This is a genomic window from Sphingobium sp. LB126 (assembly GCF_002795205.1).
Classification (GTDB): domain Bacteria; phylum Pseudomonadota; class Alphaproteobacteria; order Sphingomonadales; family Sphingomonadaceae; genus Sphingobium; species Sphingobium chungbukense.
Genome location: NZ_NETV01000007.1, coordinates 54,460 through 76,261, shown reverse-complemented (window position 1 = coordinate 76,261; position 21,802 = coordinate 54,460). Strand labels below are relative to the sequence as shown.

Below are 21,802 nucleotides of genomic sequence, written 5' to 3'. Positions count from 1 at the left end.
GCGGCGCGTCACCCAAACGCGGCGCTTTAGCTCCGCCGGGGTCAGCTCGGGCGCACCGGGGCCGCTCACATCGGGATGTTGGTGAGAGCGGCGGTCCGCCTCGGTGATGGCGGCCTGTGCCGCCTGCCGACCATGCGCACCGAAAAGTCGATCGCGGCGACCTCGTTCAGGCGTTTGCGCAGGCGGCCCACATCCGCCGCCGCGACATACTCGCCCTCACACAGCGCGCGCGCCTCGCGTGCCAACTCCTCATAGTCGGCGTCACGCGCAGCGTCGAACACTCCGCGCAGCTCCGCATCGCCCATGCCGCCGACAAGGCGCGCTTCGAGGATCAGCGCCTCGCCGCCATTTTCGGTGATCTCGCGATGCAGTTCTTCGAACAGCGCGCGCGTGTCCTCGCGATTGGGGAGCGCATGGACGGCGTTCTTGAGCGGCGCGGCCCCGATCGCCTGCAAACGCCGCCAGACCTTCACCCGCAAATAGGCAGGCTTAGCCGGAAGCTGCGGGATCAGGAGCAACCAAGGGGAAGCTTGTGTGTTTGTCATAGTTGTATCGTCACTAGCCTACAAGTGTAAGGGTTGCATCACAAGCCTCATGAGCATAGGACTGCTTATCCCGAAGAAAGAAACCGGAGCGCAATGTCGCGGCTCGCCGGCGGCGCGCTCGCATGACGTGAGGCTTTCCGTGTCGAGTGCGCTGATGAAGGATCAATTATGCTGAAAAAGACCATCGCCTTGGGATTCGCCAGCCTCCTGCTGGCAAGCCCGGCATGGCAGCGCCGGACTGGTCGGCTGTCGACCGGGCGATAGGACGAGCGGGGGCCGAACAGCCGGGGGCGTTCACCGCTACAGCTTCCCGCGTTCGGACCTGAGCGTCACGCTGGATGGGGTGACGATCAAGCCCTCCCTCGCGCTCGGCTCTTGGGCGGCGTTTCAGCCGATGGGCGACGAGGCGATGGTGATGGGCGATCTCGTGCTGACCCACGACGAGGTGAACCCCGTTTGAGCCGCCTGCTCGCAAGCGGTTTTACGATCACCGCGCTCCACAATCACCTGCTCCGCTCTTCGCCTGCGACCATGTACATGCACATTGCCGGCCACGGCGACCCGGTGAAGCTCGCGGCCGCGCTCCGGCAAGCGCTATCAGCCAGTCGGACCCCGCTCGCCGCGCCGCAATCGCCTTCGGCCAGCGCAGCCGCATCGCGGCTCGACCTCGATGTGGCCGCGCTCAACCGGTTGATGGGCGGTGAGGGCAAGACGGCCGGTGGCATCCTCCAATACAGCTTTCCGCGCGCCGAGCGGCTGATGGACGGCGATATGGAGACTCCGCCGACGATGGGCACGGCGACCGCGATCAACTTTCAGCCAACCGGGGACGGCCGAGCCGCCATCACCGGCGATTTCGTACTTGTCGCAAACGAGGTCGATCCGGTCCTGCGCGTGCTGCGGACGAACGGATCGAGGTCACGGCGCTGCATAATCATATGCTAAACGACGAGCCGCGGCTGTTCTTCATGCACTTCTGGGCCAACGACGACGCAGCCAAGCTCGCCCGTGGGCTGCGCGCGGCGCTCGACAGGATGAACAATCAGAGGAGTTGAACTCGGACGACGGCTCATTGGGCCGTAACCGCCGCCCGCCCGACCCCACGGCCCTTATGCAGGAAGTGGAATGGAACATGGCTAGCAAACGAACTCTCACTGTTGTCGCAGGCGTGGCGCGGCCGCGCTGGCGATCGCGGCGTGGCGATCGCGCAAAACCACGAGGCGAACGAAAACCGGATAATCGGCAAGCACAGCGAACGAGACATCCCGCTTGCTCAGGTGCCCGAGGCCGCGATGAACGCGGCACGCGCGCAACTCGCGTCAATAAGCAAAGCGGAGCAAGTCACCCGAAAGGCGGACGGAAGCACGCTCTATGAAATCAAGGGCAAGAACAGCGACGGAAAGACGATCGAACTGTTCGTCACGCCCGAAGGCCAGGTGCTCGGCCGCGAATGATGGATCAGCACGGGGCGCCGGCCGTCGAGGGCCGTGCGCCCCTTCCGAAATGATACTGCGGAATAGGAGACGAAAATGCGGCCAAGGCGATGGATATTGTTATGCGCCGCTTTGGCCGCCCTGCCTGATAGTGCGATCGGCCAAACCGAACCCGCGTCGGCGACGGGCTCGGCGTTGTTCGTAAGCTGTCAAGCGAATGAGCCGCGATGCGGCGCTTACCTCCAAGGCGTGCTCGACATGATGATCGTCGCGCGAAAAGCGGAATGCCGCGCTCCACGCTATGACCGATCGGCGCTGCGCGCGGCATATTTACGCTGGGCGGAGCAGAATAGCTATTTTATGAGTGTTCATATGGTGGCCGGAGCTGAACGCTCGTTAGCGAAGGCTTGGCCATGTCAGTAGCATCGTACCCGCGGCGTAGCCTGCCCGGCGGCTGCCTTTGAGGGCAGGCGGAGCGTCCGCCTGGCGGTGAATTCCGCCAGCTCAACGATCCCATGTCGCGCCTCAAGCTCGCTAATTAGCCGATGTTCGCATTATGTCTGCCAAATCGTTGTCTGGCGCACAAACCTTGAGGTGACGCCTATATGGTCAGAATTCGACCGGCGGCGCGATCAACTATCTCGCTAACCGGGCAACCGACACATTTCAGGCTGGCCTGAGCATATCATATGCCCGATTCAACGATACATTAGTTGACGGCTATGTCTCCGGGCCGCTCACCGACACCGTTCGGGCTCGGCTTGCGTTCAATGTCGAGCGAGCGGATGGCTGGCAGTATAGTGTGACCCGGCCTGATGAGCGAAATGGACGCAAAAATCTTAGCAGCGGGCGGCTGCTGCTCGACTGGAAACCATCCGACGACTGGTCGATCGGGCTAAACATTAACGGCGGCCTCGATCGGTCGGATACGCAGGCCGCACAATTTCGTGGCCCAACTATTTCGGAGCCAGGCTTTAGCCTTCTTAAAAACAACCGGCCAGAGCTCTTTAATTTTCCCATTGCGCCCAATAAAGCGCGAGCGGCAGACTTTGATCCAAAACTGGATCTGTCTCAGAGAAATTCGCTGTGGCAGACTGCATTAACGGTGCAGCACCAGCTCACCGGTTATGTCGCTCTGAAATCGATCACGTCTTTTGTGCAGTTCAAGCAGTTTCAGCCACTGGACACCGATGGTACTCCTTATGACGCTTTTGGCGGCCCCGTGTCAGGTAATCTCAAGTCTCTTTATCAGGAGCTACGCGTTCAGCGAGAGGGCGAAGGTTTGAATTGGATCGTTGGCGCTAACTATATTCGCGACAAGATCGTCGAGCGCCAGCGCTCCACAAGCACGCAATCAGGCTTCTCGATCGTCGGCGTTTCCGCGTTTGATAACAACAATCGGCAAAAAGCCGACACTAAGTCCATCTACGGCAATATCACCTATTCCTTCGCGGAAGGGTTGAAACTGGAGTCTGGGCTACGCTACACAAAGCAGAAGCGTAATTTTACCGCATGTTCGCGCGCTGATGATATCGTCACCGCAACAATTTACTCTAACCGACTACCCATAGCTATTGGAGATTGCCTGACCCTAGGTCCCACAGGTGCCTGGAGTCCAGCGCGACAAACTGGTCGAAGACAGCCTATCATGGCGGGCGACGTTGAACTGGCAGGCTTCAGCCGACTTTCTCGCCTACGCTACTGTCAGTCGTGGCTACAAGGGCGGATCCTTCCCGATTTCGGGAGCGACATCCTATCTGCAATACCGCCCTGTTAAGCAGGAAAGCCTTCTCGACTTAGAGGCAGGATTAAAAGCGAGCCTGTTTGACCGCCGCGCTCAGCTGAATTTGGCAGGCTTCTATTATGAATACCAGGACAAGCAGGTTCGCGTAAATTCATTGACGCAGCTACGAAACTGGCATTTAGCGGCCTTGTCAATGTGCCCAAGTCGCGGCTTTACGGTGCCGAAGCGCAACTTTCATTGCGCTTGTCCCGTGCGTTGACGATCGGCGCTGATGCGACCTATGTGAACTCGAAGATCAGCGCACCGTTCGCAAACGTGGATTTCTACGGCTTCTCCAAGGATTTTGAAGGTGAACCTTTGCCGTTTGCGCCGAAGTGGTCAATGGTTGGCCGCGCCGACTTCGATCAGCCGGTCACCGAGCATCTGACTTTCTTTGCTGGAGCTAACGTCAATTATCATCCTCAACCAATGCTGCGCTCGGGCAGCAGCCAGCGGCAGACATACGGATTTTTATACGCTGGACGTCCGCGCTGGCATCAGGACGTTGGACGAATAAGTTACGGTCAGCGTTTGGGCCGCAATATCACCAACCAATATTACTGGACTGGCGTCAATCTCGTTTTGGACGTGGTCAGCCGGTACGCAGCTCAGCCCGCAACCTATGGCATGACGCTATCCTACAAAATCTAGCAGGAACCGCCTGTGAGCCGACCGGGTCGGCTCGGGAGTGGGGGCAGGGGTCAGCGGCATCGCGGGTTTTGAAGCAACAGCGTTCATGCCAGTCTCGACGATGTCGCAATGGTGGGTGACCTTATCCATCAATTATTGAGGCAACCGATCTCTTCTTTTCAGGGGCCGGCGAGCTTTCGCCGGCTCTTTCCTAAGGCGCTTGCAGCGCGATGCTGCGCAGGACTCCGCACACTGACCAAAGTTTCAGAACCGACTCGGGGACCTCGCCGGCGGATTTCCATCAAGGCCACGGTCACAAATGCCGCACAAACAGGCCGGACATATGAAAGCAACCGATCAAACCCATCCCGACAAACGACCCTTGCCCAGGGGGCGTCCACATATGAATCACGACACCCTGCCATCCGCCAGAGGTTTTAGAGGCGTCCAATCGCATTGAGGGTGCGCATGCGTGTCGAAAGCCGATGGCTCGCAGTCGCTCGACCTCCAACACGATGCCCTCACGCAGCCGGCGTCGAGCCGACAATGTCTATGACGATCGCGCGTCCGGCATGATCCGCAGATTATCGCGACCAGCCTGATTTTCGAAACCGACTCTCAGCGGATTTCGGCCCGATCGGTTGAAGCCTTCCTTTACCAGCTCGCGAAGCCAGCGGTTCGCCGGATCAAGGTGGAAACGCCGGTGCCAATATTGGCGAAGTGCGAAGGCCGGAGCGAGATAGGCGGGTCGCGCAAGGCAACGATGCCGTACCGGCTGAACTTACCCCGAGGGATCGGGCACCGTCGCGACATAATCCGGAGTGCTGCGCGACCAACCAAGGCACGCTGAGGAAGTTGGTCGTTGTGATGGAAACATTCCGCTTCACGCCGCCTCGTCGATGGCGCGTCATGGCGAACGATCACGCCGGCTCGGCCAACGTCGACCACGACGTGCGATAAAGCAGAAAACTCCTCCTGTAGGATAGGCGCCCCGCCCGCTGCGTTCGAAGGATGCACGATGCTGAGATAGTCGTGCATGAAGAGCTCCTGCTGGACGAGTTCTTCGGGCAACTGTCCCAACCGTCCAATCGCGAGGTCGGCCTCGCCCGTGCCGAGCACGGTGTCGAGTTGCCGGCCGGCGGCCTGCATTGTGCGCACCTCTATCAACGGGCGTCCTGGCGGAGCCGCTCGACCAGAGCGGTAGGAAGACGAGCTCGCCCATGTCGCTTAGGCAAAGCGTAAAGGTTCGGCGCGAATTCCGTGGGTCGAACGGCACAATCGCAGCACCTCGTCGCGGAGTGTAGCTACCAGGCGCGACACGGTCGTACCCAGTGCCCGGCCCTTAACCGTGGGAACGACGCCGGAACCCGACCTAACGAAGAGCGGTCCCCGAAGAAAACTCGGAGCCGCTTGAGGGCATGGCTCGCGCCACTCTGGGTGATGCCCAAGCTCTGGCCCGCGCGGGTTAGGGTCTTCTCGCGCAACAGCGCATCGAACACGAGCAGAAGGTTCATGTCGAACTTTGCAAAATCATGCCGATTAGTCATAGTCTTAATATATATATTCACCTCCCGAATGTCAAAGCAGGGCCTTTGCCTCTACAAAGAACGGATCGCGCACGCCTCCTGCATCGTGGTCGATGGAGGCCGTTCGGTGCTCTAACACGAATAAACGAGCCGGGCCGCTCCGCGAAGCGACTGACCGAATAAATGAATGGGATTCATGAAGAAGATGATATCTACTCGCTTGCATAATGATGGAAGACTGCGGTAGATTTGTTGAAACAATACGAGAAAACGGATTGGACTCGATACGAAGGGGGGGTATGGTTGGAAGAGGGGCCGGCATAATTGCCGCGGCATCAATGATCTCGGCCGCCGCGCAGGCGCAAACCACGTCAGGCACGAAGCAGCACGCCATTCTACCTGCCGAGCAATCCACCACCGATAGCGCCAGCACCAGCGATGTCGCGGCTTCCTCGACGCAAGGCCTCGAAGAGATCGTGGTGACCGCGCAGAAACGTTCGGAAAATCTTCAGCGAGTACCGATCGCAGTTACGTCCTTGTCGGCGAACCGAATCCAGACTGCCAACATCACCAGCACCGTCCAACTCGCGGCGGTCTCGCCAGGTGTCAACATCGAACTCGTCAATGCCAATTTTCAACCACGCATCCGCGGCGTAGGCACCTCGTCGCAAGGTCCAGGTGTCGAGAACCCAGTCGCCCTTTATGTCGACGGTGTCTACTATGCCTCGCAGCAGTTCGGACCGGGCGATCTGAGCGACGTCCAGTCGCTGAACGTGCTCAAGGGCCCCCAAGGCACTCTGTTCGGTCGCAACGCCACCGGCGTGTTATCCAGATCAATACCCGTGATCCGTCGCGGACGTTCAACGGCGAGCTCGAGGCCCGCCTCGACTCTTACTTGACCAGCCGCATCTTTGGCTACGTGAGTGGCAGCCTAACTGACGACGTCCAAGCTGGACTGTCGATCGCTTATGCAAAGCAGTTTGATGGCTGGGGCGAGAACTTGGCGGACGGCAAGGACGTCCACCGGGCCGACAACGACCTCAACGTGCGTTCGAAATTCTTCTTCGAACCGACGTCGTCGACGACCATCAAGCTCTTGTTCGACTACGCCCACAGGGATGGCACGAACGGACTCAATTTCAGGCCCTACCCCGGCACCAAACCACTTTTGCCGGGCTACCGGCAGGCGGTAGCAAGTGGGATATCGACAACGCCCAGGCCGGCGATCTCCGTTCGATGGCGGCGGCGCGGCCCTAACGATCGAGCAGGACGTCGGCTTGCGCAGCTGTCAGCACGACCTCCTACAGGCGCTACTCCTCCTTCACCAATTTCGCGGCGTCAATGGTCCCGCAGCCTGCCCAGATCATCGACATCAGCCGTAGCGGAACCAAGAAACAGAGGAGCTCCACTTCTCTCGAAAGCGAGTTCCAAGCTAAAAGGTCTTTGGCGTGTTCGGATACGGTCCAGCGAGACGTGACCCGCTTAGCGTAAAACTTTTCGGTCCGCTTCCCCCGCACCGGACTCGCTGCGCTGATCGACATCAGCGCCAAGACGGTCGCGAAGTCGATCGCGGTCTTCGGGCAGTCTAGCTACGAGGTGCTCCCCCGTCTGAACTTCACCGCCGGCTTGCGCTACACTTACGAGCACCGCAGCTTCACCGGCGGCGAGACCGGGATGTTGAACAACGCTTTGACCTCGGCGCCCTGCCGATCCCGGCGGTGCCGCCAACCGTCCGTTTAATAACGTCTCTTGGCGGCTCGCGCTGACTACCAGCTCACCCCGTCCACCCTGCTGTACGCGTCCAACAATCGCGGCTTCAAGAGCGTGGCTACAACGGCCTCGATCCGACCAACCCGCCCTACCTTCCAGAACGACTCGACGCCTACGAGGCAGGTATGAAGACCGAGCTGTTCGATCGGCAGCTGCGACTCAATGTTGCGGGCTTCTATTACAACTACCAGAACATCCAGGTCAGCCGTTTCCTTCAGACGGCAACGATCTACAACGGCGGCCAAGCGCATCTGTATGGCGTCGACATCGACGTCGATGCCAAGTTGGGCGCATTCACTATAGAGGGCGGGCTCGAGTACCTCCACAACAAGTTCACCCGGTTTCCCGATGCGCAGTTCAGCGTGCCCCAGCCTAACGGGGCAGCCTGATCACCTCTGGCGACGCAGCGGGCAATCATCTTCCTTTCGCCTCGACGTTTTCGGGCAACCTCAGCCTGACCTACACCACGGCGCTCGCCGGAGGCGACTTGGCGCTCAACGTCAACGGCTCCCACAATAGCGGCTACTGGCTCGAGCCGGACAACATCCTCAAGCAGCCCGACTATGATCTTCTTGGCGCCAGCATCAGGTGGGCTCCGTCCAACGCCAGGTATACCCTTCGCCTCTGGGCGACCAACCTCCTCAACAAGGCGGTGATCGGCTTTATTGCAAGCAGCGCGCTCGGTTCGGAGACCGACTACAGCAATCAGCCGCGTACTTTCGGCGGGACACTCACCATCAAGTTCAGATAACGATAAGACAGGAACAAACAAGCATCTGGAACGGAATATGATAGAAAAGACGATCGACATCAAAACGCCAGACGCCAGCCCAATCGGCGGAGGAATGACGACCCTGATATTTCATCCCGAGGACGACCCATCGCCGGTGATCATCCTCTACATGGACGCCTTCGGTATTCGCGAGGAACTGCGGAACATGGCGCGGCGTCTCGCAAGCGTCGGCTACTATGTAGCGGTTCCCAACCTTTATTATCGTTCGTCGCTATTGGAAGTCGATCAGATCGCCAGCATGCCGGACGAAGACGGTGCTCCCAAGATTATGCCGCTCGTGCGGGAGGTAACCGTCCCGCGCGTGATGGCCGACAGCGACGCGCTCCTGGGCTTCATCGACCAGGACTCCGCAGCAGCGAAGGGGCCGATCGGTACGGTGGGCTATTGTATGAGCGGTCGCAACGCGATTGCTCTGGCCGCCCGGCATCCCGATCGTGTCGCGGCAGTGGCATCGATCTACGGCACTTGGCTGTTCGAGGACAGCCCGACTAGCCCCGCCAACATGCTGCCATCGGTCCGGTGCGCGCTCTACATGGCCTGCGCGGAGCACGACCCGTTCGTGCCGCTGCACGAGGTAGAGGCGCTTCGGAATATGCTGATGACCCGCGACGCGCCCACCGAGGTCGAGCTCTACGCGGGCGAGCATCACGGTTTCGCCTTCCCCAAAGGGCGAGCTACAGCCGCGTCGCCGCCGAGCGTCACTGGGAGCAGCTCTTCCGCCTGTTCCGACCGCTTCTGGCAACTGCATGATCGCAGGCAGTTCTCAGACCCACTGTCTGGACGCCGGTCGATGCGCCTGAGTAGACGTCTGGGACTACCCCCGTCGACACCAACAGAACAGATTTGAGGGTTGTGATTTAAGGAGGATTTGGGCTTCGCCGTAGTGACGAAGGAGCGAAGATGAAGCCCAAATCCTCCAATGCAAAATAGCCGACCAAGGCCTCTACCAAAACGGGATAAAGGACATTTGGCGGCAGACCCGTCGGCATTTCTAGGCCAAGAACAGCATTTCGAACTATGCCAACAAGGAAGGCATCGTTCAGAGCTTGTAGGTCAAAAGAGTTCATGAGAAGCCTGCGCGCCACCAACCTGAACCTGCTGCCCGTGCTGCGCGCGGTGCTGCGTTTCAAGAACGTCACTCGAGCGGCACGAGCGCTTGACCTGAGCCCATCCACGTGAGCGAGATGCTAGGGCATCTGCGCCATATGTTCGACGACGAGTTGCTGTGGCGCGAGCAAGACCTTTCGCCTTACGGTCGTTGCGGAACGTCTGGACCAGCAGCTCCGTACCGTGCTCAAACCGCTTGACCACCTCATCGACCTGGAAATCTCCGCCACCTCGCACGAGAGCCCGAAACTCGACATCGCCATCAACGACTATTCGATGCTGGTGTCGGCGAGCAACTGGTCCGCTTCTGCGCCGAACTGCATCCGGAAATAATCCTCAACCTCCACGATGTGAACGAGGAAAACTGCGATCGCGCTGTTGCAGGGAGACCTAGATTTCCTCATCTCGCCCGAAATTCCGCGGGCTGACCGAATCCACAATTCGCCCGGCTTGCCCTCGTCGACGATCGGATGATGGTCTCGTTGACGCAGGGTCGCCAATCATTGGCAACATCTCGGAAAGATGTACTGGCGCGCGCAGCATATCTTCCTGCATCATAACCCCGGCCACTACAACGCTAGTCGCACCACGATTTGCAGCATATCGGTGAGAACCGCGCCGATTCAATACTAGTCGAGAGTTACCCGCTCCTTGCCTTTTTGGTTGAAGGAACGGAGAGCATCGCCCTGGTGCTGGAGCGTGCTGTCGCCGCGTTGATGCCGCAACCCAGTGTTCGGCTAGTCGAGGTGCCGTTCGAAGTGACGCTCAGGACCTTCGCTTATTGGGATGACACCTATCCTCGGGACCCGGTGCAGCGCCGGTTCGTTGAGATCCTCCGCGACTTCGCCTCACAGATTAGTCGTCGGGCGACGACGCGCGCGAAGCTTCTATCCCTGATGGCCAATCGACGAGACGTCCCCGGACGGACAAGCAGAAGCGCGGAATTGCGCGCGGGGCGGCCTTGGACCGCTCACGTCAGACTGGGCGCTTTCCCGGGCTCAACCACAATCTCCTTCCAGCCCTGCGCGAGCTGCTCAAGTCGCGCAGTGTTGCCAAAGCTCCACCGCACTGAACATGAGCCATCGGCGATGAGCGATTCCCTCGCTCGGCTGCGCGGCTATTTCGACGACCCGCTTCTGGTCAGCGCCGGCCGCAAGTTCGTACTTTCGGATCTTGCTACCCAGATCGAGCCTGTCATCGATCAGATGTTGAGCCGCGTCGAAGTGCTGCTTGGCCTGCAGCCGTTCGATCCTCAGGCCTTCCTCGGGCGGGTCAAGGTGTCAGCGCCGGGAAAACGCAGTGCTCACGCTGCACCCTAAGTTCCTAATCGAGGCGCGCACTTGGCTCCGACAATGTCGATCCATTTCGTGCGCGATTGCGCCGACGTTCTGCCGACACTCGCGAGCGGTCTGCTGGACTTCGCGCTAATCCAGGCGATCGAAGCACCGGAAGTGGACAGTCTTTGGGAATCGAGCTCCTATATGAGAGGAATTGGTCTTGCTGAGCGATCGCGCTGATGCGGCGGACGATCGCGTTGCCGAAGTGCGCGACCTCTTGCTGTCTACGCCCTCGGCAGTGTTGCGCGAATGCCGAAAGATTACGCACAGTCATAGTGCGCCTGAGGTTCTGATCCTTCCGGCGTTGCAGCTCGTAAAGTTGGCGCAGGCGCGTAACATAGTGAGCTGGTGCCTCAGCGCCTGGCCCAGCGGCTAGGCGCGAGCGTGGCTAGGCCGAATCTGCCGCGCCTCTCGACCTTCATGTGTCACGGCGTTTGCGTGAGAAAGAGCCATTGCAGATCTGGGTATCGACCCTACTGAAGAACAGTGTCGTTAGTTGACCGCCTGCGGCGAAGGCCGAAAGTAACATACCTGCCGATACCTACCGTCCCTATTTCCGATTGTTCTTTTTCGATCGGCACGCCTAGTCTTCCCAGCAGCCAAAATCGATCCACAGCGTGCAGCAGCTGCATAGTTGAGTTCGGCACGAGGGCGGCGATTGATAATCGGGCCATGAAACGCGCAAGCCATTGATATTGATCGCTGTGGGTGCGGTCCGAGCATATCATGTGGCCATCTCGCGAAGCGCAGTCACAGTGCCCCGAGTCGCCCTGATGCGATAAGAGGTTTAAGGAGAAGTTCGATGGTTTCGATGATAGCTCGCGTAGCGGCGCCCGCTGGCCGCCAGTGGGACTGGCTGGACAAGGAAGATCTAGCGCAGCTGACGCCGGCACTATTGCTCGACCGCGCGCGCGGTATCCGTGACCTTGCGGCGCAGTGCGCCGAGGAGACCGAGCGGCAGCGTCGCCCGCTCGATCAGGTCGTCGATGCGATGCGCGCTGCTGGGATATTCTACCACTTCGTGCCCAAACGCTTCGGCGGGCTAGAATTCGGCCTTCAGAGTTTCATCGATATCGTCACAACGTGGCAGAGGGCTGCATGTCCAGCGCGTGGATCATGTCCTTTTACATGCAGCACAATTTCCTGATGAGCCAGATGCCTAGGCAAGCGCAAGACGAAGTCTACGCGCCTATCCCTACATTTGCGCGCCTGCGACCACCGCTCCTCCGGGCAATGCCATCCCAACCGACGGAGGCTATACGGTCAGCGGGCATTGGAAATACGCTTCTGGCATCATGCATGCCGATCTGCTGCAGCTGATGGCCATTGTGCAGCGCGACGGCAAAGCGGCCGAGATGCGTATGTTCGTGTTGCCAGTCGATCAGGGGCGGGTAATCGACACCTGGTATGTTGACGGCCTTTCGGGGACAGGAAGCGCCGACGTGTGGTAGACAGCGTGTTCGTGCCCGAGCATATGTCGGTGGATTTCGAGCAGGTTCGCGCTGGCGAAGGCTTCGGTCGGGACTACCACGACAACCCGCTGTACGGCATCGCGGTCGACATCCTTCTCAACATCTCGTCCGCCTCACCGGCTATTGGCGCGGCCCGGGCCTGTGTCTCGGCGTTCAGTAAGCGGCTGCAGGAGCGCAGTCCTCGCGGGACCGATGGCGCGCCACAAATCAAGCCAACGGCGCTCGTTCGCCTAGCCGAAGCGAACCTCGCCGTAGAGGTCGCCGAAGTGCTGCTGCGCGATGCCGCGCAGCGCACGGAGGAGGTAGCGCGCGCCAGGCGCGTCCCGACCGCCGAGAACGGCTCCTCATCCGCTCGCACATCGTGTTCGCGGTGGATCAGTGCAAGCGGGCGGTACGGACCGTCTCGGACGCGGCGGGGACGAGCGCGCACAATCTGGACAACCCGATCCAACGCGCAGTGCGCGACGTAACGGTGTTGGCCAGCCATGCGGTGTACGACTGGGACAACTCAATGGAGTTGTTGGGCCGCACCATCACCGGAGTGGCAAACGCCAACATGTTCAAGCACCATTCCCACACCCAGGCTTCCAAGGCGGCCTGAGGGGAAGTCCCTGATGCCCATGGCGACCAGAGGCCGCTGGCGGCTGTGCTCGCAGATTTAGGAAGAGGATCCAGAACGATGCTCAAGAAACTTCATCATGTCGCCTATCGCTGCGTCGATGCCGAGCAGACGACCAAATTCTACACCGAACTGCTCGGTCTCAAGCTCGCAGCGGCCTTGGTCCACAATTATGTCCCGTCGACTAAGAAATCGGACCCGCACAATCACATCTTCTTCGAGATGGATGACGGCAGTTTCATTGCCTTTTCGACGTTATGAATGACACGAGATCGTCGTCAGTTCCTGAAAACGACTGGGCGCAGCATCTGGCGCTGGAGACCGAGTCGCACGAACGCGCCGAACTGCTCGCCCAGCGGCTGCGGGACAATGGCGTCGAAGTGATCGGTCCCATCGGTCACGGCTTCTGCGACTCCTATTACTTCTATGATCCCAACGGTCATCGCCTAGAGATGACCGTGCGCACCGATTCAGCGACGATGTGGATGATTTCGCGCGGGCCGCCGGCGACGAAATGACCAAATGGCGTGAGCGGAAAGCCACCGGCAAGGCAGTAGCGTGAAGGTAGAGGAACTGCGCGAGCAGTTGGAACGCCGCGCCTTCACGATCTCGTTCGAGGAAAGCGCGCTCTTCACCGAGGTGTACGGCTTTGTCGGCCGCAGCGGGCGCATTTTCCTGGAGGACAGCTGTTGCTTCCCGGCAATGCGCCGTCCGACACTGTGCTGCTGTTCATGCACCCGTCGTCCGCGCTCAACCTCCTGCCACTGCCGCGCGCCTTCGCCGAGGCCGGGCTACACGTCATGTGCTGCGGCAGCCGCTACATCCGCAACGATACATCGCTGATCATGGAGAAGGCGATCATCGATATGGGCGCCTATGTGCGCTACGCGAAGGAGGTTCTGGGCTACGGAAAAGTGGTGCTGGTTGGCTGGAGCGGTGGCGGCTCGCTTTCGATAGCCTATCAAGCGGAGGCTGAACAGCCTACCATCACGGAAACGCCGGCCGGTGACCCGATCGACCTCGCGGCTGCCGGACTGATCCCCGCCGACGCAATCTGGAGCGTCGCCGCGCATCTGAGCCGCGCCGAAACACTGACCGAATGGCTCGACCCTTCCGTGGTTCACGAAGGCGATCCCGACCACCGGGACCGCGCGCTGGACATCTACACCTCCGAGGCGCTGGCGGCGATGCCTTTCGATCCGGCCTTCGTAGCGCGCTTCAGAGCATCGCAGGTCGAGCGCAACCGTCGGATCACGTCATGGGCCGACGCCATGCTGCGTGACCTTCGCGCGCGTGGTACCGACGAGATGGAGCGCGGCTTCATCGTCCACCGCACGATGTGCGATCCGCGCTGGATCGACCCCAGCGTCGATCCCAACGGACGCAAGCCCAACTGGTGCTATCTCGGCAATCCCCGCACGGCCAATGCCGGCCCGGTGGGTCTTGCCCGCTACACCACACTGCGCTCATGGCTGTCGCAATGGTCTTATGATCGTTCCAACGCCAGGACCTCCCTTAATGCGCCGCGGATCACCGTGCCGGCGCTGGTAATCGAGAACGGCGCCGACGACGCAACGCCCGCGACGCACCCGCGCAAGATCTTCGAGCTGCTCGGCAGCGCCGACAAGAGCTTCGAAAAGATCGACGATGCGACCCACTACTTCCAGCAGCAGCCTGCGTTGCAGGAGCGTGCCGTGGCGATCTGTAAAAACTGGCTGAGAGAGCGCTGTATGATTAAAGCGTGACCCGAAGAAAGTGCTCTCGAAACATCGACACAATCGGAAATGGACGAGCCGCCCGGTTGCCCGTGCCCAAGCACGAGATCTGACCGGTGCCACTTCGCTCGCTCCGCAGTCTTAAGGGGCACAGTCCATTCTTCCCGAAACTTAGTGTCGGAAAACAGGGACTGGGTGCCGGTTGGATCGTCAAAGCCGCGCGTATATGAACACACATAATGACACTAATTATGCTTAGGCTAGACGATTGTCGGTCGGAGCATAACCCAAACCATAAGGAGACCATAACATGCGCGCGACAGGCAAATTAGCGCCCACTACTCAGTCGTTCGGCGCGTTCCAGCGCTATCCACGCAACGCTTGGTATGTAGCGGCGGGCGACACCGAAGTGACGCGCAAGCCTATGGCGCGCAAGCTCCTGGGCGAGGTGGTAGTAATGTATCGGACCGAGGCGGGTGAACCGGTGGCGATGCAGAATGCATGTCCACATCGCGGCTTTCCTTTTTCGGAGAGCCGAGTGGTCGGGGACAGCATCCAGTGTGGCTATCACGGGATGGTGTTCGATACGCAGGGGCGCTGCACGAAGATCGCTGGTGGAGCTTCACCTCCCCGGGCGATGCGCGTCCGGTCCTATCAGGTTGTCGAGCGCCGGAACTTTATCTGGATTTGGATGGGCGATCCGGATCTAGCTAATCCCGCCGACATCCCCCATGCACCACATGAGGCGGACGACCATTTCGATCACGTCTATTACTTCCCGCTACCCATGGCTGCGAACTTCATGCTGGGCCACGATAACCTATTCGACACTACGCATGTCAGCTTTCTCCATGCCGGTATGATGGATAGCGGTGACGACCGGGAGATTCTGACCGCAACCATCAACCAGGATTATGAGCAAGACGGGCGAAAATTCACACGGATATTGCCAATGCCCAACTTCATCGCCCACGAAAATGTTGCCCGTATTTGGCATGTACCGACAGGCCGCCCACTGAATCGGACAATCACGATGATTCATGAGTTGCCCGGCAGCGTTAAGATCTACAACCAGTTTACGGATCCCGCGGACGGCAATCGTATCATAAGCCAGCGCTGTACTAACGTTGGCCTGACCCCCGCCGACGACAGTCACTGCTATCACTTTACGGCGGTCAGCTCGAGCTTCCGACAAACCGAAGACGACAAGGCCGCCCAGTTGGAGGTCTTCTCGCAGGACCTGTCTGCCTGCGAAGCAATCCAGAGTCACTTCAACGCAAACCCGGATACGGCCTCAGAGATCAGCGTCATGTCCGATAAACTCGCTATCGTCGCACGACGCCTGATCGACGAGATGGTAGAAGCGGAGAACAAGGCCACTCGACTGCAAATCATCGGGAGCTGATGGGCCGGTTTCACTGTCGGACGCGATGCCGGTGTTGATCATCGGTGATTTCTCGCGACGCGAGATCGCTGCGGATTGCGCCTGCAACCTGCAGCGTTCCGCGAATCTCCTGACGGCATGGCTGCCACCGCAGAACCGTTTGACCAAGAGCGGCGCAACCATGGGATCGGCGACGACCGTTGAGGTTGGGCTGTAAATCGGCATGCAAAAGGGATCCACCGGGCGGCAAGACTGGCTATCGGCGGTGCCCCGAGCCTTGGTGCGCGATGTCAATCGCGAGCGCACCAGACCCGCCGATGCCCCCTAGAAGAGACATGACAACCGCGTCCCAGTATGGCGGATGAGAGCATCCTCGTTCCCGCACCGGCTGGAGACATGTTTCCGTGAACGCCTCGGTCCCTCACATCTCCGCTGCCGTCGATCCCTTCGACAGCATGCGGCGCCCGCTCAGCGAACCCCATCAGCTGCCAAGAGAGATGTATCCGGTGCTGGGCCTCATCACCGGTTCGTCAACATTACCAAATCGAGCATCTTTGACGCCAAAGTGGCAGGCCAGTGCCAGCGGCGAATATACGACGCCGCTGTCGTCCCGCTACGACGGATTGATCGCGTTCGACTATACCTACCAGGACATGTTCAACTCCGGGCTGGGGCAGCTGCCGCAACTCCAGATGCCAAGCTATAGGAATTATTATGATCGAGACAAATCTTCCACTTGAAGGCTTGCGGATCCTAGAGATTGGCCACTTCGTCGCAGCCCCCTTTGCGACGCGGCTGCTTGCAGACCTCGGTGCGGACGTTGTCAAGATCGAGCCGCCAGGCGGTGACCCCATCCGCCAATGGGGCGAGCACGTGAACGGCCAGTCGCTTTGGTGGTCGGTACACGGCCGTAATAAGCGGAGCATTGTCCTAAACTTGAAGCATCCCGGCGCGATCGACATCGTTCTCGATCTGGTCGAAACTTGCGACGCCGTGGTCGAGAACTTTCGGCCTGGGCAACTCGAGAAGCTCGGGTTGGGGCCTGCCAAGTTGCGCGAGCGATGCCCTGGCCTGATCGTGACGCACATCTCTGGCTTTGGCAAAGCGGGCCTTACCGCGATCGCGCCGCCTTTGGCGTTATCGGTGAAGCGCTCGGCGGCTTGCGTTATCTGACCGACCAACCTCCGGGTACCAGCGATCTTCCGCCCGTCCGCGTCGGCGTCAGCATCGGAGATTCGGTAGCGGGTCTCTACGCGGCATTCGGCCTCCTTGCAGCGCTGTGGCAGCGAGATCGGCCCGGCGGAGAGCGGACCGGTCGCACGATCGACGTCGCGCTGACCGAAAGCGTCCTGAGCCTCATGGAAGGCATGCTCCCGGAGTTCGGGCGGTTGGGTAAGATTCGCCAGCCGACCGGTGGTGGCATTGCGACCGCGGCACCGACCAACGCCTATCCGACCGCGGATGGGGCGTTCGTCCTGATCGCCGCTAACTCCGAGCCTCTCTTCGCGAAGCTGATGACCCTTGTCGGCCGACCCGAGCTGATCGGAGCTCCTGGCTACGCCGGCAACCAGCAGCGCGTTGCGAATTCGAGCGCTCTCGACGAGATCATTGGCGACTGGACACGCAGGCACGCGTCCGCCGCGCTGATCGAGGTTCTTGCGACGGCCGACATTCCCAGCTCGAAGATCTACACGGCGGCCGACATCGCCAGCGATCCTCAGTATCGCGTGCGCAAGATGGTCCGGGAGGTCGACGACGACCTGCTTGGCGGACCGGTTCTCCACCCTGGCGTGGTCCCTTCGTTCGATGGAGGCGCTGTCCCCATCCGATGGACCGGGCCGGCCATCGGCGAGCATACCGAGGAGGTGCTTCGATCAGCGTTGAAGCTGACTGACGCTAAGATCGAGACTTTGCGCTCGGAGGGCGTGATAGCATGAGCTCCGCAATCGCCTTGGTCGAAGTCGGTCCGCGTGACGGGTTCCAGCCCATCGGACCGCATATCGCTACCGACGTGAAAATCGCATTCGTCGAAGGGCTGTACCGCGCCGGACTTCGCAGAATGGAAGTGACCGCCTTCGTGAATGAACGGGCTGTGCCACAATTGTCGGATGCGGCTGAAGTCCTGCGGGCAGCGCAATTGCTGCCCGGCCTAGCGGCCCAGGTCCTTGTACCTAACAAGCGTTTTTGCCATCGAGCCTTGGAAGCTGGCGCTTCCCATATAGCGTTCGTGCTTTCGGCCAGCGAGAAGCATAACCAGAACAATGTCCGGCGCAGTCCGGCCGAATCGGTCGAGGAATATGGCCGGCTCGTTGCCGATTTGCCCGGAGGCACTCGGGTGCGCTTGAATCTGGCCACCTCCTTCGACTGCCCGTTCGACGGGCCCGTGCCCGAGGCGGATGTTTTGAAACTTCTCGACGCCTTGATCCCGCTGCGGCCCGGTGTGGAGGTCGCGCTGTGCGATACTACCGGACGGGTCACGCCCGATCGGGTGAGGTCGCTGTTCGAGCGGTCGATCCGCCGATATGGGAACGGTACGGGATGGGCGTTCCACGGCCACGACACCTACGGTCTGGGCGTAGCAAATGTGTTGGCCGCCTATGACGCAGGCGTTCGCGTGTTTGACAGTTCCTTTGCGGGGCTTGGCGGCTGCCCCTTCGCTCCGGGCGCGACCGGCAACGTCGCAACCGAGGATGTCGTCTGGACCTTCAACAACATGGGTCTCGAGACGGGCGTGGATCTCGGGTCGCTCCTCGAGGTCTCGATGAGGGGTGCGGAGATCCCCGGCGCTTTCTCCGGCGGGCGTGTGCGAAACGCGCTCGAAGGCCAGCGCTGTGTTCAAGCGTTGGAGGGGTGATCGATGGCGAAGACGCTCTATGAGAAGATCTGGGATACCCACGTCGTCACCACACTCGGCGACTCGCCAGACAGACTGCTCTATGTTGATCGCCACCTCGTCTATGAGGTGACGAGCCCGCAAGCCTTCGATGGCCTGCGCACGAGCGGACGAACGGTACGACGTCCCGATCTGACGTTGGCGGTCGCAGATCACAACGTGCCGACCGAGCATCGGCAGCAGGGCCTGCTCTCGGTCGCCGACCCAGAGAGCAGGCGGCAGATTGAGCAACTCGAACTGAATGCCCGTGAATTTGGCATTCGCTATGTTCCGCTTACCAGCCGCCGACAGGGGATCGTTCACGTGATCGGACCCGAGTTGGGCCTCACGTTGCCCGGCACCGTCATTGTCTGCGGCGACAGCCACACCTCAACCCACGGCGCGTTCGGCGCACTGGCCTTTGGGATTGGCACCTCTGAGGTCGAGCATGTGCTCGCGACCCAGACGCTGGTGCAACGACCGTCGAAAACGATGCTTGTTCGCCTCGAGGGCAGACTCGGTACGGGCGTCGCGGCGAAGGACCTGGCGCTCGCTATCATCCGGCAACTGGGCGCCGGCGGGGGCAGCGGCTATGTGGTCGAGTACGCCGGCTCGGCGGTAGATAGTCTCGACATGGCCGGCAGAATGACGATCTGCAATATGACCATCGAGTTGGGGGCTAGGGCTGGTCTGATCGCTCCGGACGCGGTGACATTCGACTACCTTGCAAACACCCCTTGGGCCCCGAAAGGCCAAGAGCTCGAGACTGCTCGGGAAGCTTGGTCGCGTCTCCGGAGCGACGCAGGAGCGTCGTTCGATCGCATTGAGACACTAGACGCGGCCACAATCGAGCCGATGGTGACCTGGGGCACTAGCCCGGACGCTGTGACGACGATCGGTGGCTTGGTGCCTGATCCAGCGCAGGAGACGGACGAGGCGAAACGAGCCCAGATCGCGCGAATGCTCGCGTACATGGACCTTGAGCCAGGTCAGCCCTTGGCAGGGCTTCCGATCGATGTGGTGTTCATAGGGTCGTGCACCAACAGCCGCATCGAGGACCTTCGCGAGGCGGCCCGCGTCGCCAAGGGTCGAAAGGTCTCGCCCGGCGTGAGAGCGCTCGTCGTTCCAGGATCGGGAGAGGTCAAGGCGCGCGGTGAAGCCGAAGGTCTGGACACGATTTTTGAAGAGGCCGGCTTCCAGTGGCGGGAGCCCGGCTGTTCGATGTGTCTCGGACTAAACCCCGATCGATTGGCCCCGGGCGAGCGCTGTGCCTCAACGTCGAACCGCAATTTCGAGGGACGGCAGGGACCAGGCGGGCGGACACACCTCGTCTCGCCAGCCATGGCTGCGGCCGCGGCCGTGAATGGCTGCTTGGTGGACTCAAGGGCGCAACTGCAATGACCCCCTTTGTCAGGCTCGAGGCCGTCGCTGTATCGGTGCCGATCGCGAACATCGACACCGATATGCTAGTCCCCGCCAAGTTCCTTAAGACAACGTCGCGCAAAGGTCTGAAGGATGCTCTGTTTTTCAATCTTCGCGCCTCAGATCCGGACTTTCCACTCAACAAATCACCATGGAACAAAGCAGGCATCCTGATCTCTGGCTCAAACCTTGGATGCGGCTCTAGCCGCGAGCATGCCCCCTGGGCGCTGCTGGATTTCGGAATCCGCTGCGTCATCGCGGAGAGTTTCGCCGATATCTTCTACCTGAACTGCTTCAAGAATGGGATGCTCCCCATCCGCCTGCCAGCAGCCCAGATCAACGCTTTGCAGGCCGAAGCGTCGGCCGCCTCATCCTCCTGGATGACCGTCGACCTGACCCAGCAGAAGATTACGACAGGTTCCTCGGTTGTACCGTTCGAAGTCGACGCGGAGAGGCGGCGCCGGCTGATCGAGGGTATCGATGATATTGCCCTCAGCCTCGCCCATTTGGGAGAGATCGAGACGTTCGAGCGGACGGCGGCACTGGTACAGCCGTGGGTAGGACCTATTCCGAAAGCGATCGGGGCTGTTGAAAAACGCCCCGCTGGTGGCCGGGTACGGTTGGGGGCGGAATGACACCCCAAGGCTCCAATCCGTCCCACAAGGATGATGTTTTGAGAATGGGGCGCGCTCTTGGAGCGCGCGCCCTCCGTATCGTTGCGCGATTACAACAGGCGTCACCGGAAGCTTTGTGCGCCGGACAAGGATTTGTCGGACATAGTGAGAACAAAGGCGTCATGGGGTGTTGCGGAGATACTGATAGAGGGTTTCGCGACTGATCCCCAGGTCGCGGGCGATAGCGGCCTTTCGCTCGCCAACCGCTATGCGGCGATGCAGTTCGGCGACCATTTCGTCGGAGAGGGAGCGTTTCCGTCCACGATAGGCGCCGCGTTGCCTGGCGATCGCGATGCCCTCGCGTTGCCGTTCCCGGATCAGGGCGCGCTCGAATTCCGCAAATGCGCCCATGACCGAGAGCATCAGATTCGCCATCGGAGAATCCTCGCCCGAGAAGGCCAGGCTCTCCTTCACGAACTCGATCCGGATACCTCTTTTGGTGAGGGAGTGAACCAACTTGCGCAGGTCGTCGAGATTGCGCGCCAGTCGATCCATGCTGTGGACCACGACGGTGTCGCCCTCGCGGGCGAAAGCGAGCATGGCGTCGAGCTGCGGCCGGTTGACGTCTTTGCCCGATGCCTTGTCAGTGAACACCCGGTCGAGCGACTGCCCTTCCAACTGGCGATCGACATTCTGATCGAATGTGCTGACCCGGACGTAACCGATCCTTTGGCCTTTCATCGCCACCCCCTGTGCGATTTTGTCAGGTTGAAATCTATG

Annotated in this window: 27 protein-coding genes and 3 pseudogenes; 26 read left to right on the top strand and 4 right to left on the bottom strand. The window is 60.4% G+C overall.

Annotation, left to right across the window (positions count from 1 at the left end; translation table 11 throughout):
- Window positions 1–65: 65 nt before the first annotated feature.
- A complete protein-coding gene (locus CAF53_RS26485; protein WP_242443693.1) occupies window positions 66–545 on the bottom strand; it encodes a Chromate resistance protein ChrB in 480 nt (159 codons plus the stop codon).
- 238 nt (window positions 546–783) lie between these two features.
- Here CAF53_RS26485 and CAF53_RS28890 point away from each other — a divergent pair.
- The 7 genes and pseudogenes from CAF53_RS28890 to CAF53_RS29300 form a co-directional block, all read left to right on the top strand.
- Window positions 784–1,085 (top strand): annotated as a pseudogene (locus CAF53_RS28890) (DUF1259 domain-containing protein); the annotation flags it as partial.
- Complete coding sequence (locus tag CAF53_RS29305; RefSeq protein ID WP_347337880.1) at window positions 1,077–1,490, top strand: DUF1259 domain-containing protein; 414 nt, start codon at window positions 1,077–1,079, stop codon at window positions 1,488–1,490. The pseudogene CAF53_RS28890 and the gene CAF53_RS29305, both read left to right, overlap by 9 nt.
- Entirely contained in the window at window positions 1,484–1,600 is a 117-nt protein-coding gene (locus tag CAF53_RS28880) for a DUF1259 domain-containing protein (RefSeq protein ID WP_242443692.1), read from the top strand. The genes CAF53_RS29305 and CAF53_RS28880 overlap by 7 nt, the downstream gene beginning before the upstream one ends.
- Before the next feature lie 141 nt (window positions 1,601–1,741).
- Window positions 1,742–1,999: a PepSY domain-containing protein gene (locus CAF53_RS26475; RefSeq protein ID WP_242443691.1), complete on the top strand. Its 258-nt coding sequence runs from the start codon at window positions 1,742–1,744 to the stop codon at window positions 1,997–1,999.
- Between the two features lie 781 nt (window positions 2,000–2,780).
- Complete coding sequence (locus tag CAF53_RS27415) at window positions 2,781–3,755, top strand: TonB-dependent receptor (RefSeq protein ID WP_157801408.1); 975 nt, start codon at window positions 2,781–2,783, stop codon at window positions 3,753–3,755.
- A gap of 90 nt (window positions 3,756–3,845) precedes the next feature.
- The gene (locus tag CAF53_RS28875; protein ID WP_347337879.1) at window positions 3,846–4,412 is read left to right on the top strand and encodes a TonB-dependent receptor; all 567 of its coding nucleotides are present in this window, start codon (window positions 3,846–3,848) and stop codon (window positions 4,410–4,412) included.
- Between the two features lie 451 nt (window positions 4,413–4,863).
- Window positions 4,864–4,960, top strand: a pseudogene (locus CAF53_RS29300) (transposon DNA-invertase); the annotation flags it as partial.
- 85 nt (window positions 4,961–5,045) lie between these two features.
- Here CAF53_RS29300 and CAF53_RS26460 read toward each other — a convergent pair.
- Window positions 5,046–5,540, bottom strand: coding sequence for a hypothetical protein (locus CAF53_RS26460; protein ID WP_100240120.1), 495 nt, complete (start codon window positions 5,538–5,540; stop codon window positions 5,046–5,048).
- Between the two features lie 715 nt (window positions 5,541–6,255).
- Here CAF53_RS26460 and CAF53_RS26450 point away from each other — a divergent pair.
- The 6 genes and pseudogenes from CAF53_RS26450 (at window position 6,256) to CAF53_RS27395 (ending at window position 10,906) form a co-directional block, all read left to right on the top strand.
- Window positions 6,256–6,816 (top strand): Plug domain-containing protein, encoded by a 561-nt coding sequence (locus CAF53_RS26450; protein WP_157801406.1) that lies wholly within the window; start codon window positions 6,256–6,258, stop codon window positions 6,814–6,816.
- A 951-nt stretch (window positions 6,817–7,767) separates the two neighbouring features.
- Window positions 7,768–8,076: pseudogene (locus CAF53_RS29200) on the top strand (TonB-dependent receptor); the annotation flags it as partial.
- On the top strand, window positions 8,073–8,438 hold the full coding sequence (locus CAF53_RS29195) for a TonB-dependent receptor (protein ID WP_100240116.1): 366 nt from the start codon (window positions 8,073–8,075) through the stop codon (window positions 8,436–8,438). The pseudogene CAF53_RS29200 and the gene CAF53_RS29195, both read left to right, overlap by 4 nt.
- Before the next feature lie 94 nt (window positions 8,439–8,532).
- Window positions 8,533–9,327 carry a dienelactone hydrolase family protein gene (locus CAF53_RS26430; protein WP_197707593.1) on the top strand — a complete coding sequence of 265 codons (795 nt, stop codon included), beginning with the start codon at window positions 8,533–8,535 and terminating at the stop codon, window positions 9,325–9,327.
- A 443-nt stretch (window positions 9,328–9,770) separates the two neighbouring features.
- Window positions 9,771–9,920, top strand: coding sequence for a hypothetical protein (locus CAF53_RS27400; protein WP_157801405.1), 150 nt, complete (start codon window positions 9,771–9,773; stop codon window positions 9,918–9,920).
- 755 nt (window positions 9,921–10,675) lie between these two features.
- Window positions 10,676–10,906 (top strand): hypothetical protein, encoded by a 231-nt coding sequence (locus CAF53_RS27395; RefSeq protein WP_157801404.1) that lies wholly within the window; start codon window positions 10,676–10,678, stop codon window positions 10,904–10,906.
- Between the two features lie 910 nt (window positions 10,907–11,816).
- Here the strand turns inward: CAF53_RS27395 and CAF53_RS29190 are convergent.
- A complete protein-coding gene (locus CAF53_RS29190) occupies window positions 11,817–11,942 on the bottom strand; it encodes a hypothetical protein (RefSeq protein WP_277949236.1) in 126 nt (41 codons plus the stop codon).
- A gap of 277 nt (window positions 11,943–12,219) precedes the next feature.
- Here CAF53_RS29190 and CAF53_RS27390 point away from each other — a divergent pair, with 277 nt between their 5' ends.
- From CAF53_RS27390 to leuD, 13 genes are all read left to right on the top strand, one after another.
- On the top strand, window positions 12,220–12,375 hold the full coding sequence (locus CAF53_RS27390) for a hypothetical protein (RefSeq protein WP_157801403.1): 156 nt from the start codon (window positions 12,220–12,222) through the stop codon (window positions 12,373–12,375).
- Window positions 12,369–12,866 (top strand): hypothetical protein, encoded by a 498-nt coding sequence (locus CAF53_RS26415; protein ID WP_100240113.1) that lies wholly within the window; start codon window positions 12,369–12,371, stop codon window positions 12,864–12,866. Before CAF53_RS27390 ends, CAF53_RS26415 begins: the two co-directional genes overlap by 7 nt.
- Window positions 12,867–13,075: 209 nt before the next feature.
- On the top strand, window positions 13,076–13,276 hold the full coding sequence (locus CAF53_RS29185) for a VOC family protein (RefSeq protein WP_197707592.1): 201 nt from the start codon (window positions 13,076–13,078) through the stop codon (window positions 13,274–13,276).
- A complete protein-coding gene (locus CAF53_RS29180; RefSeq protein WP_197707591.1) occupies window positions 13,273–13,533 on the top strand; it encodes a VOC family protein in 261 nt (86 codons plus the stop codon). The genes CAF53_RS29185 and CAF53_RS29180 overlap by 4 nt, the downstream gene beginning before the upstream one ends.
- A 171-nt stretch (window positions 13,534–13,704) precedes the next feature.
- Window positions 13,705–14,760 carry an alpha/beta hydrolase gene (locus tag CAF53_RS26400; RefSeq protein ID WP_242443690.1) on the top strand — a complete coding sequence of 352 codons (1,056 nt, stop codon included), beginning with the start codon at window positions 13,705–13,707 and terminating at the stop codon, window positions 14,758–14,760.
- Window positions 14,761–15,040: 280 nt separating this feature from the next.
- A complete protein-coding gene (locus tag CAF53_RS26395; RefSeq protein ID WP_100239974.1) occupies window positions 15,041–16,135 on the top strand; it encodes an aromatic ring-hydroxylating dioxygenase subunit alpha in 1,095 nt (364 codons plus the stop codon).
- A 25-nt stretch (window positions 16,136–16,160) separates the two neighbouring features.
- On the top strand, window positions 16,161–16,331 hold the full coding sequence (locus CAF53_RS27385) for a hypothetical protein (protein ID WP_157801375.1): 171 nt from the start codon (window positions 16,161–16,163) through the stop codon (window positions 16,329–16,331).
- A gap of 187 nt (window positions 16,332–16,518) precedes the next feature.
- On the top strand, window positions 16,519–16,854 hold the full coding sequence (locus tag CAF53_RS27380) for a hypothetical protein (protein ID WP_157801374.1): 336 nt from the start codon (window positions 16,519–16,521) through the stop codon (window positions 16,852–16,854).
- Entirely contained in the window at window positions 16,829–17,287 is a 459-nt protein-coding gene (locus tag CAF53_RS28860) for a CoA transferase (RefSeq protein ID WP_242443689.1), read from the top strand. The genes CAF53_RS27380 and CAF53_RS28860 overlap by 26 nt, the downstream gene beginning before the upstream one ends.
- A complete protein-coding gene (locus tag CAF53_RS28855) occupies window positions 17,275–18,051 on the top strand; it encodes a CaiB/BaiF CoA-transferase family protein (protein ID WP_242443688.1) in 777 nt (258 codons plus the stop codon). Before CAF53_RS28860 ends, CAF53_RS28855 begins: the two co-directional genes overlap by 13 nt.
- Window positions 18,048–18,968, top strand: coding sequence for a hydroxymethylglutaryl-CoA lyase (locus tag CAF53_RS26385; RefSeq protein ID WP_100239972.1), 921 nt, complete (start codon window positions 18,048–18,050; stop codon window positions 18,966–18,968). The genes CAF53_RS28855 and CAF53_RS26385 overlap by 4 nt, the downstream gene beginning before the upstream one ends.
- Window positions 18,969–18,971: 3 nt before the next feature.
- Window positions 18,972–20,387: a 3-isopropylmalate dehydratase large subunit gene (gene leuC / locus CAF53_RS26380; protein ID WP_100239971.1), complete on the top strand. Its 1,416-nt coding sequence runs from the start codon at window positions 18,972–18,974 to the stop codon at window positions 20,385–20,387.
- Window positions 20,384–21,043, top strand: coding sequence for a 3-isopropylmalate dehydratase small subunit (leuD, locus tag CAF53_RS26375; protein ID WP_100239970.1), 660 nt, complete (start codon window positions 20,384–20,386; stop codon window positions 21,041–21,043). Before leuC ends, leuD begins: the two co-directional genes overlap by 4 nt.
- A 159-nt stretch (window positions 21,044–21,202) precedes the next feature.
- Here the strand turns inward: leuD and CAF53_RS26370 are convergent, their stop codons facing one another.
- Entirely contained in the window at window positions 21,203–21,763 is a 561-nt protein-coding gene (locus tag CAF53_RS26370; RefSeq protein WP_100239969.1) for a recombinase family protein, read from the bottom strand.
- Window positions 21,764–21,802 lie beyond the last annotated feature (39 nt).